Consider the following 15,584-nt stretch of genomic DNA (forward strand, 5'->3'; position numbering starts at 1 on the left):
CCTTGGTAGGCCATTACCCCACCAACAAGCTGATAGGCCGCGGGCTCATCCTGCACCGCCGGAGCTTTCCACCAACCCCCATGCAGAGGAAGGTCATATCCGGTATTAGACCCCGTTTCCAGGGCTTGTCCCAGAGTGCAGGGCAGATTGCCCACGTGTTACTCACCCGTTCGCCACTGATCCACCCCGAAGGGCTTCACCGTTCGACTTGCATGTGTTAAGCACGCCGCCAGCGTTCGTCCTGAGCCAGGATCAAACTCTCCGTGAATGTTTACCCGTAGTCGGGTCCACACTCGCGTTGAGCGGCACGGCAACCACCGGAATAGGGTGATCCCGCGCACTGCGTCCTCGCTAGTGTTTGTTTCAAAAGGAATCTCCAACCCCAGGAAACCTGAGGCCGGGGATGTCAACATATCTGGCGTTGACTTTTGGCACGCTGTTGAGTTCTCAAGGAACGGACGCTTCCTTCGGACTGCCTTCCAGCAGGCCCTCCGGGCTTCGTTCTTTCGTGTTTCAAGCTTATCAGATGTTTTCCGCTCCGTTTCCGGGGCTTCGTTCATCCAACTCGCCGGTGTCTTCGAGGCTTTGACGCCCTGTCCGACGTTCCAAACTCTAGCCGATCCCCGCTCCGAAAAGCGAATCCGGCCGCAATCCGATAAAACGCGCACGCCGAATATGCCCCAGGCCGTCACGCGGAAAAGCGAAACGACCGGCACGAACCGGAAGTGGTGATTCAAAGGATTGGCCGCTCCGGGACCGTCCGCGCAAACGCGTGTCCGGTGCTCCCTGTCGAGCGACTAGAAAACACTACCCCTGTCCGGCGCCGGAGGCAAACCCGTCCCGGAGACGGTCCTGGTGCAGAGCGCCCGGCCGGGCTTCACGTACTCGCCGTTGGGGTGGTCGTTGCCGGTGACCCAGTGGCGGGCGGTGGTCTCGTCGCGGCCGCCGTCACGGTGGCGGCGGAGCAGGCGCTCCTCCCGAACGGTGTCGTCGGTGTGCACGTACCAGAGTTCGTGCAGCAGTCGGCGGGCGTCCGGCCAGGGGGCGTCGGCGGAGGCGAGGTAGTTGCCCTCGGTGATGACGAGGCGGGTGTGCGGGCGGACGACGTGGCGGGCGGCGACCGGTTCGTCCAGGGTGCGGTCGAAGTCCGGGACGTAGATGTCCTGGAAGCGGTCGCCGGCGATGCGGCGCAGCAGGGCGACGTACCCGTGGGCGTCGAAGGTGGCGGGGGCGCCCTTGCGGTGGGTCAGGCCGAGGCGGTCGAGCTGGGTGCCGGAGAGGTGGAAGCCGTCCAGCGGAACGTAGGCGGCGGTGCCGGGGCCCTCGGCGCGCTCGACCTCGGCGACCAGGTGGCGGGCCAGGGTTGACTTGCCGGCGCCGGGCGGGCCGGCGAGTCCGAGGATCGTACGGGCGTTGCTTCCCGGGCCGTGGAGGAAGCCGAGGGCAAGGGCGGTGAGGCGGTCCTCGTTCATGGCCGCACCCTACTCAGCGCGCACACCCTGCTCAGCGCACACCCTGCTCAGCGCGCGCTCTGCCCGGCACGTGCTTCGCCCTGCGCACGCCCTGCTCGGCCGGGCACGCTCCGGGCGCTCCGGATCGGGACGGCTCAGCGGTCGGCCAGGGCGGGCAGGTCCAGGGTGAGGGTGCCGGCATCGGCGTCGAGCAGGGCGGGAACGCCGAGCGGCACGGTGAGGGTGGACGGGCAGTGGCCGAAGCCCAGCTCCCAGAGCACGGGGATGCCGAGCCCGCCGAGCCGGTCGAGCATCACCGCGCGGACCCGTTCGGGCCGTCCGCAGCCCTCCCAGGAGCCGAGGGCTATGCCGGCCACGCCGTCGAGGGCGCCGGAGCGCCGGAGCTGGGTGAGCAGCCGGTCCAGTTGGTAGGGGTGCTCGTGCACGTCTTCGAGCACCAGGACGCTGCCCGCGAACGAGGGGCGGGCGGCCGGCGTGCCGCGCTCGGCGGTGAGGACGTGGAGGCAGCCTCCGGCCGTGACCCCGCGGGCCCGGCCGGGGACGAGCGGGGCGGCGGTGGGCGAGGTGAGGACGGTGGTGGACGCGGGGTCGAAGAGGGTGCGGCGCAGGTGCTCGGCGGTCGGACCGTCGTCGACGAAGGTGGCCCCGGCGGCCATCGGTCCGTACAGGGTGGCGAGGCCGAGGCACTGGGCGAAGGCCTCGTGCAGGGAACTGACGTCGCTGAAGCCGATGAAGGGTTTGGGCCGCGCCGCGCGCATCGCGGTCCAGTCGAGCAGGTCGACCATGCGGTGCACGCCGTATCCGCCGCGGGCGCACATGACGGCGTCGACGGTGGGGTCGAGCCAGGCGGACCGGAGGTCGGCGGCGCGGTCGGCGTCGGTGCCGGCCAGGTAGCCGAGGGCGGGGTGGGTGTCGAGGACGTGCGGGGCGACGGTGACGCGCAGCCCCCAGGAGCGGAGGATCGCGCAGCCGGCGCTGAGGCGTTCGGCGTCGATGGGGCCGCTGGGGGCGACGACGGCGATGTGGTCGCCGGGGCGCAGGTGCGGCGGGCGGGTCAGCCCCTGGCCGGGTGTGGTCGGGTGCTGGTCCATGGGCCGGGCCGCCTTTCGGGCGCGGGAACGGGGTACGGGCGGCCGCGCCGGTGGCGACCGCCCGGTGACGATATGCCCCGTGTCGGCCGGCCGATGTCCACCGGCCCGATGTCCTCCGGACGCCGATGCCTGCCGGACGCGGTCCACGGCCGGGACGGACCCGACGGAGGGCGCGGACGGACATCCGCGGCCGCCGGCAGGTTCCGGCCGGCGGGCGCTCCTCAGATCGCCGCCCCCATCACCTCCCGGACCTCGGCGAGGGTGGCCTCCGCGACGGCGTCGGCGCGTTCGGCGCCGTCGCGCAGGACCTGCCGCAGGTGGCCGCGGTCGGCGGCGAACTCGGCCCGGCGGGCCCGCATCGGGCGGAGGAACTCGTTGACGGACTCGGTGACGGTGCGCTTGAGCGCGGCGGCGCCGCCGTCGCCGATCTCCTCGGCGACTGCCTCGGGGGCACGGTCCTGGCAGAGCGCGGCGAGCAGGACGAGGCCGGCCACCCCGGGCCGGTTGGCCGGGTCGTAGTCGATCCGGCGGTCGGCGTCGGTCCTGGCGCCACGGATGATCCGGGCGGTCTCGTCCTCGGTGGCGCCGAGCGCGACGGCGTTGCCCCGGCTCTTGCTCATCTTCCCGCCGTCGGTGCCGAGCACCATCGGGGCGTCGGAGAGCAGGGCCTCCGGGCGGGGGAAGACGGCGCTGCCGTCGGCGTGCGGGTAACGCTCGTTGAAGCGGCGGGCGACGGTGCGGGCGACTTCGAGGTGGGGCAGCTGGTCCTGGCCGACGGGGACCAGGTCGGCCTTGCAGAAGAGGATGTCGGCGGCCTGGTGGACGGGGTAGGTGAACATCAGCCCGCTGACCGCGGACTGCCGGGAGTGGGCGATCTCGTCCTTGACGGTGGGGTTGCGGCCGAGTTCGGCGACGCTGACCAGGCTGAGGAAGGGGAGCAGCAGCTGGTTGAGGGCGGGGACGGCGCTGTGCGGGAAGATCGTCGCCCGCTCGGGGTCGAGGCCGGCGGCGAGGTAGTCGAGGACGAGGTTCTCGGTGTGCTCGGCGAGCCGGTCGGCGAGGTCGCGGTCGGTGATGACCTGGTAGTCGGCGACCACGACGAACATCTCGACGCCTTGGTCCTGGAGCCGGACGCGGTTGCGCAGGGTGCCGAAGTAGTGGCCGAGGTGCAGCGGCCCGGTGGGGCGGTCCCCGGTGAGGACACGGTGGGCGGTCGGGTCGTCGGACGGCACGGACGTGGCCGCGGCGGGAACGGGGGCACCGGCGGGAACGGCGGCGGCGATGGCAGCGGCAGTGGCGGCGGCGGTCTCGGTGGTCAAGGTCTCTCTCCTCGGTACGGCGGTGGTGGCGGCCGTCCGGGGCAAGGGGCCCGTCCTGCGGTGAGCGGTGGAAACGCAGCAGGGCCGTCCGTTCCGGACGGCCCTGCTCAGGCGAGTGGGGTGGCCGTCCTAGGACGGCCACCAGCACAGGCCCGTGAAGCGCTTCATGGACCCGAGGGTAACGGCGTCAGTCCTCCACGACCAGCGCCTGGGTGTCCTTGGTCAGCGTCTCGCCGCGGAAGAACTCCGGTCGGATGACGCCGTACCAGGTCATCAGGCCCGCGCCGAGCAGCAGGATGCCGACGCCGATCACGAAGACCGAACCGATGCCGAAGACCGACCCGCTGCCGTAGTCGGGGGCCCAGGCGTCGGTGAGGGTCTGGAGGAAGACCGCGCTGAGCAGCACGCCGCCGAGGAGCGGCGCGACGCCCTTGAGCAGCAGGTCGCGCACGCTGGTGCGCAGCGAGCGGCGGAAGTACCAGACGCAGGCGAAGGCGGTCAGCGCGTAGTAGAAGCAGATCATCAGGCCGAGCGCCAGGATGGTGTCCTGGACGACGTTCTCGCTGATCAGGCTCATGCCGACGTAGAAGACGGCGGTGGCGATGCCGGCCGCGACGGTGGCGTAGCCGGGGGTGCGGAAGCGCGGGTGGACGGCGCCGAAGCGCGGCGGCACGGCGCGGTAGGCGCTCATCGCGAGCAGGGTGCGGGCCACCGGGATGAAGGTGGTCTGGAGGCTGGCAGCGGCGCTGGCGACGACGGCCAGGAAGAGCAGGATGCTCCACGGCGAGCCGAGCACCGGGCGGGCCAGCGCGGCGAAGACGTTGTCCGCGGTGGCCGGATTGCCGAGGCCGTTGCCGGTGCTGCCGACGCCCGCGAACATCTGGGAGGCGATCGCGACCAGCAGGTACGAGCCGACCAGGGTGACCATGGAGATCATCGCGGCGCGGCCGGGGGTCTTGGCGCTGCCCTGGGTCTCCTCGTTCATGGTCAGGCAGGTGTCCCAGCCCCAGTACATGAAGATCGACAGCGACAGTCCGGCGGTGAACGCGCTGAACGAGCTGACCTCCAGCGGGTTGAGCCAGGAGAACGAGAAGCCGACCGAGTCGGGCAGGTCGCCGGTCACGGCCTTGCCGATGGCGATGGCGGAGAACAGCACCAGCACGGCCAGCTGGAGGCCGACCAGGCTGTACTGGAACCACTTGGTGGCGGTCATCCCCCGGTAGCTCATCGCGGTGGCGCCGGCGATCAGCAGGACCACGGTGAGCAGGTGGACGGCCTTGTTCTGGTCGAGTTCGGTGACCCAGCTGCTGCCGGTCATCTCCCCGAGCATCAGGTACAGGAAGTCGGTCGCGACCCCGGCCAGGTTGGAGAGGACGATGATGGTCGCCACCGTCAGGCCCCAGCCGGCCATCCAGCCGACCCGGGGGCCGAAGGCCCGGACGCCCCAGGTGAAGGACGTGCCGCAGTCCGGGAAGTCCTTGTTCAGCTCCTTGTACGCGAACGCGACGAGCAGCATCGGCAGGAAGCCCGCCAGGAACACCGCGGGCATCTGCACGCCGACCGCGGTGACGGTCGGGCCGAGCGTCGCGGTCAGGCAGTAGACCGGGGCGACCGTCGAGACGCCCAGCACCACGCTGCTCAGCAGGCCGACGGAACCGCCCCGTAGACCCTTGTCTCCCGCTCCCCCAGCGGTCCCCTGATCACCGGGGACTCCACCACTGATGCCACTGACCGGGGCACCCTGCGGAGCGCCGGGCGCCATTGCCCGGCCACTGCTCGTGTGCTCTGAGAGCTGCTGATCAAACACCAGCGCACCCTAGATGGGGGCATGGAAGGTTGAGTAGACCAACCCTTGGTGATCTAAACCACTTGCTTCGATTCGTTCCCACCAAGGGCAACAGGGCTGATGTATTAACGGCTTGTTAACCCCATGTACCTTTGTTTCCAAGGACTTGAGCCAAGGAAATTTCTCCTGTTTGCCAAGGTTTGACACGGTTTGACCCCCCGGGACGAGTGGGCCGCGACCCCGCCACTCCCACATCGGATAGGTTTGCCTAACCTAATTTCGATCGTGAAAAGGAGCGTCGCGTGCCCCCCACCTCCGACGACCTGGCCCCCTCCACCCGCACCCCCGGCCGCCGCCGGTTCCTCACCGCGGGGATCGCCGGCAGCGTGGTGCTCGGCCTCGGCGGACTGCTCACCGCCTGCGGCAGCTCGGGCGGATCGGGCGGCAGCGGCGGTTCGACCCCGGCCGCCGGCGGCTCCTCCCCGGACCAGAAGTCCGTCAAGCAGGGTGGCGACGACTACGCCACCGTGATCGAGAAGATGAAGGGCTTCGGCACCGACGCCGCCCCCGGCGTCTACCCGCGCACCCTCAGGCACGCGATGGGCGAGACCGTCCTCCCGGCCAGGCCCACCCGGGTCGTGGTGCTGGACACCGGCGAGCTCGACAACGTCGTCGCCCTCGGCATCCAGCCCGTCGGCATCGTCCACGCCGACGCTTCCAAGTCCCTGCCGTCCTACCTCAAGGACAAGGCCGGCAGCCCGGCCGCCGTCGGCACCATCAACAGCCTCAACCTGGAGGCGATCGCCGCGCTCAAGCCGGACCTGATCCTCGGCAGCCAGCTGCGCGCCCAGGACCAGTACGCCCAGCTGTCCAAGATCGCACCGACCGTCTTCTCGCTGCGCCCCGGCTACCCGTGGAAGCAGAACTTCCTGCTCAACGCGAGCGCGTTCGGCCTGGAGACCGAGGCCAAGGCGCAGCTCGACGCGTACCAGGCGGCTGCCGCGGCGATCGGCGCGAAGCTCGGCGACAAGCGGCCCACCATCACACCGCTGCGCTTCATGCCGGGCCGGACCCGGCTCTACGCCGAGCTCTCCTTCATCGGCACCATCCTCACCGACGTGCCGCTGCCGCAGCCCGGGATCGAGCAGGTCAAGGAACTCGCGGTGGAGGTCAGCCCGGAGCAGATCGACAAGGCGGACGCCGACTGGATCTTCTACGGCGTGTACGGCAGCCCCAGCTCCACCAACCAGGACACCGTGCTGGGTGGCGCGCTCTGGAAGACGCTCGGCGCGGTCAAGTCCGGTCAGGCGCGACCGGTTTCGGACGAGACCTGGTTCCTCGGGCTCGGCGTCATGGCGGCGAACGCGGTGCTCGCCGACCTCAAGGGGTTCGTCGCGCCCGGGAGTTGAGCCGGCCCGGCGGGCCCGGGGCTGATCGGGGCCGGGCCCGGGCAGGTCGCGAGCGGGCCTGGAGCGGGCCTGGGAGCGCGGGTCCGGGGCGGGTCCTCGCGGGACGCGGGGCGTCCTTCCGTCCGTACGGCAACGGTGTTCGCCCGGCGCGGTCTTGGGCGGTCCCGCGGTGATTCCACGGTGATTCCGCGGCGGTCCTGCGGGGGTGTCGCGGTGGTATCGCGCACACCATCGGGTCGGACGCTTGGAGCTGATCGCGTGGTGCGGGAGGATCGTCGGGACCGTTCCCCGAAGGGCCCGCAGATGACCTCGCTCCACCCTGCCGCAACCGATCCCTCCCTGCCCGGCCCGCCCCGGGACGCCGCCGGATCCTCGCCCCCGCACGCCGTACCCGGCCCGCCCGACCCGATGGCCCCGGCGATCCCGACCGTCCCGATGGTCCCGGCCGTCCCGATGTGTTCGATCGCGACCGCCGCCGAACCCGGTGCCACCACGCCGGGCACTCCGGACGGGGCTGCCCGCCAGGGCTGCGCCTCGCGCCACGACTCGGTGCCGCAGCCACGCAGCCGCAATGACGTGGAGGCAGCGGGCCCGTCTGCGCCCGGCCCGGAGGCGGACGACCCGGAGACGGACGACCCGGAGGCGGGCGGCGATCCGACCACGACGCGTCTGCGGGCGGCGTTCGCCGACCGGCTGCGGGCCGCACACGCCCAGGGCCGCTCCGTCGCCGAGCTCGCGCAGGCGTGCCGGCGGCCGCTCGCGGAGGTACGGGTGCTGCTCGGCCTGGACGCGGCTGCCGAGGACGGTCCGGCCGCGCCCGACGGCCCCTCCTCCGACGCCGTCATCGTCGATGTCGATGTCGACGGCCGGGCCGGAAGCGAGGCCGAGGACGGGTTCGTCCGGTTCCGGCCCGCCGACGCCCCGCCGGAGGGCGGACCGTCCGTACCGAAGCCCCGGACGGGGCGCGAAGACCAGCGGATCCTGGGGTCCCGACGACCGTCACCCTCGCGGCGGCTGCGCCGGATGCACCCGCAGGCCGCCCGGACCGGGCAGGGGGCGACCGCACGGGAGACGGCCGCGACCGACCCGACCGGGGCGGGCCTGCCGGACGCTGCCGGGTGGACGGACGGATCCGCCGGTACGGCGGGGACGGCTGAACCCACCACCGGCGCGGTGGTAGCGGCGGCGCAGGTGCCGCCGTCCGCGACGGGCACCGGGTCCTTCGGTGTGACCGCCCCCGCCACCGGATCGAGCCCCGCCACGACCGACTCAGCAGCAGTCGGCCCCGCCGCCGTCGAATCCACCGCGGGGACCCGGTGGGCCGAACCGCAGCTCGGCATCCTGATCGGCGGCAGCCCCGGACAGGCCGACGCCCTCGGCCGGCCGGAGGAGCGCGCACCGGTCCGGGTGGCGGCCCGGCCGATCAGGGTCGGCCGCGGCACCTGCCTGGTGGTGCTGCCCTCCTGGCGTCCCGCCATCGCCGTCTCGGTGTCGACCGAGCTGCTGCTGTCCGCGACCGGGCTCGGCTTCGGGCAGCTGGCCGACGCCCGGCTGACGGTGCTGATGAATCCCGGCGCACTGCACGACCGGGAGCTGGAACTGCACGGCTGGGAGTCCGGTCCCGCCGGGCGGCCCCGGCGCGGCGGGCGCCCGTAGCCGCGCCGTCCGGCGCCGTTCAGCGATGGGGAGCGCGGGTCTGGCGGGCCTGGCGGGGCTGAAGAGTCCGGCGGGCCCGGGGCCTAACGGGCGGCCGGGGCGTTCGGAACGTACCCGAGGTCGACGGGCACCGGCGGCCGCCCGTCCACGGCCCAGCCGGGGCGGACCGCGTCCAGCAGTTCCGGCAGCGCGGGCGGCCAGAGGGCGTCGGCGTTCTCGTCGGCCAGGTCGGCCGGGGTCCACCAGCGCCAGTCCAGGATCCGGTCGACGGCGTGCACCGCGCTGACGTCGCCGACCGGGCCCCGGTGCGGTCCGCCGGCGAGGTAGATGTGCTCGTGCTGGCGGACCGGGGTGCCGTGCCAGGTGAAGTCGTGCTCCCAGGTGCAGAGCAGCGGGCCGGGTTCGAGGTCGCTCCAGCCGGTCTCCTCCCACAGCTCTCGGCGGGCGCCCTCCCACGGGGTCTCGCCCGGCTCCAGTCCGCCGCCCGGCATGGTCCAGTGCACGCCGACCTCGTCGTTGTCCGAGCGGAGCAGGAAGACCGAGCCGTTCTCATCCAGGACCACCGTGCGGGCGGCCTGCCTCGGCTTGCGCTTGTGGGGTCGCAGCAGATTTCGCATCGGGTCACTCTCGCAGTGGCCGTCCGGGGCGTCGAGCGGTTTCGGCACTCCGGTCGGGTGCTTGCGCCGGCGGGCCCGTCGTGCCGGACGCGGGGCCCGCCCGTCGGCCGTACCCTGACGGCCATGCCCGTACCAGCGATCATCTTCCCCGCCGATCCGCTCAACCCGCGCCGGCCCGACCCGCACTTCGCCTGGGAGGCCAGGATGGTGCGGGAGCTGGGCGGCGAGCACCACCTGGTCGACCACGACGTGCTGCTCGCCGGTCCGGCCGAGGAGGCGGTCCGGCGGGTGCCGCGGGACAGCGGCCCACTCTGGTACCGGGGTTGGATGCTGCCCTCCGCCCGGTACGCCGACTTCGCCGCCGCGCTCAGCGCCCGCGGCGGCAACCTGCTGACCAGCGCGCCCGGTTACACGGTGGCCCATGAACTGCCGGGCTGGTACGACGTGTTCGAGGGCGCCACCCCGGCCAGTACGTGGATCCCGTCCGACGGGCCGGTGGTACCCGGGCCGGAGGAGCTGGCGGAGGCCGCGGCCCGGCTCGGCGGGCACGGGCCCGCGATCGTCAAGGACTACGTGAAGTCGCGCAAGCACGAGTGGCACGAGGCCTGCTACGTACCCGAGTTGGCCGACCTGACGGCCGTCGGCCGGGTGGTGGAACGGTTCGTCGAACTGCAGGGCGAGTTCCTGGCGGGCGGCGTGGTGCTGCGGCGGTACGAGGAGTTCGAGGGCACGGACGCTTCGACGGAGGGCCCGGTCGGCGCGAGTGGCGCGGCTGATGGAGCTGTCGGGGCCGGCGCGAACGGTGGGACCGGGGTGGTGCGCGCGGACGGCGGCGCGCCGGATGCCGGCGGGCGGGCCGTGGAGGCCCGGGTGTGGTGGCTGGACGGCCGGCCCGTCCTGGTCGGACCGCACCCGGACGCCCCGCGCCAGGCCGTCGAGCCCGACCTCACCGACGTCCGGGCGCTGGTGCGCAGGCTCGGCTGCCGCTTCGTCACCACCGACCTCGCCAGCCGGGCGGACGGCTCCGGCTGGCGGGTGGTCGAGGTCGGGGACGGGCAGGTGAGCGACCTGCCGCGCGGGATCGACGCCTCGGGGCTGCTGGCGTCGCTGATCGCCGCCTGACGGACCCGGAATGACGAACCCGGGATGACGGCCCGCCAGGCGGCTTACGGGCGAGTGGAGTTCCGCGCGGGCCCGCGCTATCCGGCGGCGACGGCCTCCGCCGCCGGGTGGCCGTCGGCGATGAACGCCTGCCAGAGCCGGGCGTAGGTGCCGCTCCGGGCGAGCAGTTCGGTGTGGGTGCCGTCCTCGACCACCCGGCCGTGGTCCAGCACGACCACCCGGTCGGCACGCTCGGCGGTGGTCAGCCGGTGGGCGATGACCAGGGTCGTCCGGCCGCCGCTGAGCCGGTCCGCGGCCTGGTTGACCACCGCCTCGGTGGCCAGGTCGAGCGCCGCGGTGGCCTCGTCGAGCAGCAGGATGTCCGGGTCGACCAGTTCGGCCCGGGCCAGCGCGATCAGCTGGCGCTGGCCCGCCGAGAGGTTGCGCCCGCGGCCGGCCACCTCGTGGTCGTAGCCGCCCGAGAGCCGGACGATCATGTCGTGCGCGCCGACCGCCCTGGCCGCCGCCTCCACCTCGGCCGCCGAGGCGTCCGGCCGGCCGTACGCGATCGCCTCGCGGACCGTGCCCGCGAACAGGTACGCCTCCTGCGGCACCACGCCCAGCCGGTGGCGGTACTGCGCCAGGTCGTAGCGGGTGAGGTCGACCCCGTCCACCCGGACGGTGCCCTCCGTCGCGTCGTAGAACCGGGCGACCAGCTTCACCAGCGTCGACTTGCCGGCGCCGGTCTCCCCGACCAGGGCCACCGTCTGCCCGGCCGGGATGTGCAGGTCCACGCCGCTCAGCACGGTCGGGGCACCGTCCGCGCCGCCGTTGTAGGCGAAGCCGACCCCCTCGAAGGAGATCTCGCCGCGCAGGCCCTTGGCCACCGGGACCGGGTCGGCCGCCTCGGCGGTGGTGGTCGGGGTGCGCAGCAGCTCGCGGATGCGGCCGAGGCCCACCGAGGCCTGCTGGTAGCCGTCGAACACCTGGGACAGCTGGTTGACCGGCGCGAAGAACAGGTCGATGTAGAGCAGGTAGGCGACCAGCGCACCGACCGTCAGCGTCCCGGCGTCGACCCGGGCGGCTCCGACGATCAGCACCAGCGCGGCGGCCACGCTGGAGAGGAACTGGACGAACGGGAAGTACAGCGAGATGTAGAGCTGGGCGCGGACCCGCGCCTCGCGGTACGCGATGCCGCGCGCCACGAAGCGGTCGGTGTTGGTGTCCAGGCGACGGAAGGCCTGGACGATCCGCATGCCGGCCACGTTCTCCTGGAGATCGGCGTTGACGGCGCTGATCAGGTCGCGGGAGCGCTCGTACTGGTCCCTGGACTTCCTGCGGAACACCAGGGTCGCGATCACCAGCAGCGGCAGCACGGCGAAGACCACCAGGGCCAGGCCGGCGTCGATGATCAGCAGGGCGGCGAAGATCCCGGCGAAGGTCAGCAGGCTGACCACCGCGGTGACCATCCCGGTCTGGAGGAAGGAGGTCAGCGAGTCCAGGTCGGTGGTCATCCGGGTCATGATCCGGCCGGTCAGCTCGCGCTCGTAGTAGTCCAGGCCGAGCCGGTTGAGGTGGGCGAAGATCTTGAGCCGGAGCGTGTAGAGGACGCGCTCGCCGGTACGGCCGCTGACCCGGTTCTCCGCGCCCTGCACCACCCAGTCCAGCAGGACCACGACGAGTGCGGTGAGCGAGGCCACCGCGACTCCGCCCATCACGCCCTTGCGGACGCCCTCGTCGATGCCGTGCCGGATCAGCACCGGCAGGACCAGTCCGGCCGCCGCGTCCAGGGCGACCAGCAGGAGGGCGATGAGCAGCGGGGTGCGGAAGGGGCGCAGCAGGCGGCGCAGGGTGAAGTCGGGGTCCCCTGCCTCGGCCTCGGCGCGGGGGACGGCCGGGACGTCCGAGGCGGGCGGGAGGGCCGCGACCTTGGCCAGCAGGTCGGGGTCGGCGGTGCGGGCGGCCTTGGTCAGGGCGGGGGTGGCCTGAGGTGCGGGGGCGGTCCTGGCCCCGGACGTGGCGTCCGCGGGAGTGCCGTCGGTGGACTGCGGCTCGGTGGACTGCGGTTCAGCGGTTTGCGGTTCAGCGGGCTGCGGCCCGGTGGGCTGCGTGCCGGCCTCGGGATCGGTGATCAGGGCTCGGTACCGGGGACATCGGGCTTCGAGTTCCTCGTGGGTGCCGAGGTCCAGCAGCCGGCCGCGGTCCAGGACGGCGATCCGGTCGGCGAGCTGGAGGGTCGAGCGGCGGTGGGCGATCAGCAGCGTGGTGCGGCCGGCCATCACCGAGCGCAGCGCGTCGTGGATCTCCGCCTCGATCTGCGGGTCCACGGCCGAGGTGGCGTCGTCCAGCAGCAGGATCCTGGGGTCGGTGAGGATCGCCCGGGCCAGCGCGACGCGCTGGCGCTGGCCGCCGGAGAGGGTCAGGCCCTGCTCGCCCACCTTGGTGTCGTAGCCGTCCGGCAGCGCGCGGACGAACTCGTCGGCCTGGGCGGCCCGTGCCGCGGCGACCACCTGTTCGTCCGTGGCGTCCGGGCGGCCGTAGGCGATGTTGGTGCGCACCGACTCGGAGAAGAGGAAGCTCTCCTCGGGGACGATGCCGACCGTCGCCCGGACCGAGTCCAGGGTGAGGTCGCGCAGATCGTGGCCGTACAGGCGGACGGCGCCGGCGGCCGGGTCGTAGAAGCGGGGCACCAGCTGGGCCACCGTCGACTTCCCCGAGCCGGAGGCACCGACCAGGGCGAGGGTCTCGCCGGGGGCGATCCTCAGGCTGAGGCCATGCAGGACGGGGGCGGGGTGCTCGGGGTCGTAGCGGAACTCGACCCGGTCGAACTCCAGGGCGGCGTCAGGGGTCTCGGCGTGCGCGAGGTCGAGGGTGCGGGCGTCCGGCCGCTCCTGGACCAGCGGGCGCTCGTCGATCAGTTGCAGGACGCGCTCGACACCTGCCCGGGCCTGCTGGCCGACGGTGATGACCATGGTCAGCATCCGCACCGGGCCGGTCATCTGCGCGACGTAGGTGGAGAAGGCGACGAAGGTCCCCAGCGTGACCCGGCCGTCGACGGCCAGCCAGCCGCCGAAGGCCAGGACGGCGACCTGGGCGAGTGCCGGAATCGCCTGCATCGCCGGGTTGTAGCGGGCGTTGAGCCGGATCGAGCGGAGCCGGGCGGCGAACAGGCTGCGGGAGACCCCCTCCAGCTTGTCGAGCTCCTGCGCCTCCTGGCCGAAGCCCTTGACCACGCGGACGCCACCGATCGCACCGTCCACCACGCCCGCGACGGCGGCCGCCTCCTGCTGGGCCGCCCAGGTGGCGGGGAAGAGGCGCTTGCGGCTGAGCACCGAGACCCCCCACAGCGCGGGGGCCATCACCAGGGCGATCAGGGTGAGCGGCGGGGACAGCCAGACCATCACGACCAGCGACATGACGAACATCAGCAGGTAGCCGGTCATCATCGGCAGCATGGAGAGCAGGCCGTTGACCAACTGGAGGTCGGAGGTCGCGCGCCCGATCACCTGGCCGGTGTCCAGCCGGTCCTGGCGGTGGCCGTCGAGCCGGCCGAGCGAGCGGAACAGGTCGCTGCGCATGTCGTGCTGGACGTCGAGCGCGAGCTGGCCGCCGTAGTAGCGGCGGACCTGGGTGCAGCCGAAGACCACGAGGGCGCCGAGCAGCAGCAGCACCGCCCAGGGGGCCAGCGAACGGGTGTGGGCGACGATGACGTCGTCGATGATCAGCTTGGTGACCAGCGGCACCAGCGCGGTGACGGCCATGCCGAGGAGCGACGCGCCGAAGGCGAGCAGCAGGCTGCGGCGGGACCGCCAGCTGTAGCCGATCAGGCGGCGCAGCCAGCCGGCCTGCTCGGTCTGCTCGGCCGGATCAGTCGGCTCGGCCTGCTCGGCCTGCTCGGTCGGCGTCGTGTGTGCGGCGGTGGTCTGCGGGCTGTCGACGGGGACCTCCGGGGTCGGGCCGGGGGCCGGGGGGCCGCTCGGGGATTGCTCCACCGTGGATCCGTGAGTCTCAGGCATATTTAGGAATGCTAACCATTTCGTCGGGTGGCCGCCACGGCGTTTCCGCCCCGGGTGGGTCAGGGGCGGGCCAGGGCAGCCCGGATCGTCCGGTCCAGTGGACTGGCCAACAGCCTGCGGCCTGCCGTGATTCCCGGCCGGGAGCCCACGCGGGCCACTCTCCCCCGACCGCTTCCAGGGTCGCCGACGGCCTTCCGGGCGCCCAGCGGCCAACGGGTGGGCGGGCGCCGTCCTTTGGGCCTAGGACTCGGGACGGGCTTCCGCCGGCGGCCTCACTCCGGGCTCCGGCAAGGCGCATCGCTCCGCTTCGATGTCGCCACAGACGCCGGAAACGGGTCCGGGAGCAGGGCGAGCGCGAGGCCGGGGCCCAGGGCGGGGCGCGGGATTCAGGCCCCCGCGGACGCCGGACCGCCGGCGGGCTCGACGGCCGGGTCGGCGACCGAGGCGGCCGCCGCCGCGAATGCGCCGTGGGCAAGGGCGTGGAGCAGCGCGGCCATGCCGTCGCGCTGGAGCGCCGGGCGCTCGCCCTGGTCGGGGTTCGGGCCGAGGCTGTGCGGGGTCGAGTTGATCAGACCGAAGACGGCGTGCACGGTGGCCCGCGCCACCGGCTCGGCAGCGGGGCCGGCCAGCGGCGGGTAGGCCTGCCGGACCACGTCCACCCACAGTTCGACGTAGCCGCGCTGGAGCCGGCGGACGGTGCGCCGGTCCTCCTCCTTGAGGTTCAGCAGCTCGCGGTCGTGCAGGGTGATCAGGTCGCGGTCGTTCAGGGCGAAGTCGACGTGGCCGCCGATCAGCGCGTTCAGCGCGGCAGCCGGACCGTCACCCTCGCCCGCCCGGCGCCGCCCCTCCTCCAGCAGCCGCTCGCTGATGCCGATCAGCAGGTCCGCGAGCATCGCGTCCTTGCCGGCGAAGTGGCGGTAGAGCCCGGGGCCGCTGATCCCGACGGCCTTGCCGATCTCGTCCACGCCCACGCCCAGGAAACCCCTGGCGGCGAACAGCCTCGCGGCCTCCCGGCGGATCTGGTCGCGGCGTGGGAGCGCGGAGGCTGCGGGGGCGTTCGACATGTCGACCATCGTAGACAGTCGGGTTATCGGCCGTTAACCTGGGCGCGTAAGTT

Annotated in this window: 10 protein-coding genes and 1 rRNA gene; 3 read left to right on the forward strand and 8 right to left on the reverse strand. The window is 72.8% G+C overall.

Annotated elements, in window-relative coordinates; genetic code table 11:
• The 5 genes from ACIQOW_RS36015 to ACIQOW_RS36035 all read right to left on the reverse strand — a co-directional run.
• Positions 1-268: ribosomal RNA gene (locus ACIQOW_RS36015) — 16S ribosomal RNA — on the reverse strand; the annotation flags it as partial.
• Between the two features lie 529 nt (positions 269-797).
• Positions 798-1,472 (reverse strand): nucleoside/nucleotide kinase family protein, encoded by a 675-nt coding sequence (locus tag ACIQOW_RS36020; protein ID WP_401092067.1) that lies wholly within the window; start codon positions 1,470-1,472, stop codon positions 798-800.
• 134 nt (positions 1,473-1,606) lie between these two features.
• A complete protein-coding gene (locus tag ACIQOW_RS36025; RefSeq protein WP_401092068.1) occupies positions 1,607-2,563 on the reverse strand; it encodes an LD-carboxypeptidase in 957 nt (318 codons plus the stop codon).
• Between the two features lie 221 nt (positions 2,564-2,784).
• On the reverse strand, positions 2,785-3,795 hold the full coding sequence (gene trpS, locus ACIQOW_RS36030) for a tryptophan--tRNA ligase (protein WP_401092131.1): 1,011 nt from the start codon (positions 3,793-3,795) through the stop codon (positions 2,785-2,787).
• Between the two features lie 274 nt (positions 3,796-4,069).
• On the reverse strand, positions 4,070-5,644 hold the full coding sequence (locus ACIQOW_RS36035; protein WP_401092132.1) for an APC family permease: 1,575 nt from the start codon (positions 5,642-5,644) through the stop codon (positions 4,070-4,072).
• 326 nt (positions 5,645-5,970) lie between these two features.
• Between ACIQOW_RS36035 and ACIQOW_RS36040 the strand changes: the two genes are divergently transcribed.
• Positions 5,971-7,077 (forward strand): ABC transporter substrate-binding protein, encoded by a 1,107-nt coding sequence (locus ACIQOW_RS36040; protein WP_401092069.1) that lies wholly within the window; start codon positions 5,971-5,973, stop codon positions 7,075-7,077.
• A 303-nt stretch (positions 7,078-7,380) separates the two neighbouring features.
• A complete protein-coding gene (locus tag ACIQOW_RS36045; RefSeq protein WP_401092070.1) occupies positions 7,381-8,733 on the forward strand; it encodes a hypothetical protein in 1,353 nt (450 codons plus the stop codon).
• Positions 8,734-8,816: 83 nt separating this feature from the next.
• On the opposite strand, the gene ACIQOW_RS36050 is transcribed toward ACIQOW_RS36045, so the two are convergent.
• Positions 8,817-9,350, reverse strand: a complete 534-nt coding sequence (locus tag ACIQOW_RS36050) for an NUDIX hydrolase (RefSeq protein ID WP_188298924.1) — start codon at positions 9,348-9,350, stop codon at positions 8,817-8,819.
• 123 nt (positions 9,351-9,473) lie between these two features.
• Here ACIQOW_RS36050 and ACIQOW_RS36055 point away from each other — a divergent pair, with 123 nt between their 5' ends.
• Entirely contained in the window at positions 9,474-10,472 is a 999-nt protein-coding gene (locus ACIQOW_RS36055) for an ATP-grasp domain-containing protein (protein WP_401092071.1), read from the forward strand.
• Positions 10,473-10,549: 77 nt separating this feature from the next.
• Here the strand turns inward: ACIQOW_RS36055 and ACIQOW_RS36060 are convergent, their stop codons facing one another.
• Both ACIQOW_RS36060 and ACIQOW_RS36065 read right to left on the reverse strand, forming a co-directional pair.
• Positions 10,550-14,467, reverse strand: a complete 3,918-nt coding sequence (locus tag ACIQOW_RS36060; protein ID WP_401092072.1) for an ABC transporter transmembrane domain-containing protein — start codon at positions 14,465-14,467, stop codon at positions 10,550-10,552.
• Positions 14,468-14,853: 386 nt separating this feature from the next.
• A complete protein-coding gene (locus ACIQOW_RS36065; RefSeq protein WP_401092073.1) occupies positions 14,854-15,531 on the reverse strand; it encodes a TetR/AcrR family transcriptional regulator in 678 nt (225 codons plus the stop codon).
• Positions 15,532-15,584 lie beyond the last annotated feature (53 nt).

It is taken from the genome of Kitasatospora sp. NPDC091335, from assembly GCF_044757205.1.
In the GTDB taxonomy this organism is placed as follows: domain Bacteria; phylum Actinomycetota; class Actinomycetes; order Streptomycetales; family Streptomycetaceae; genus Kitasatospora.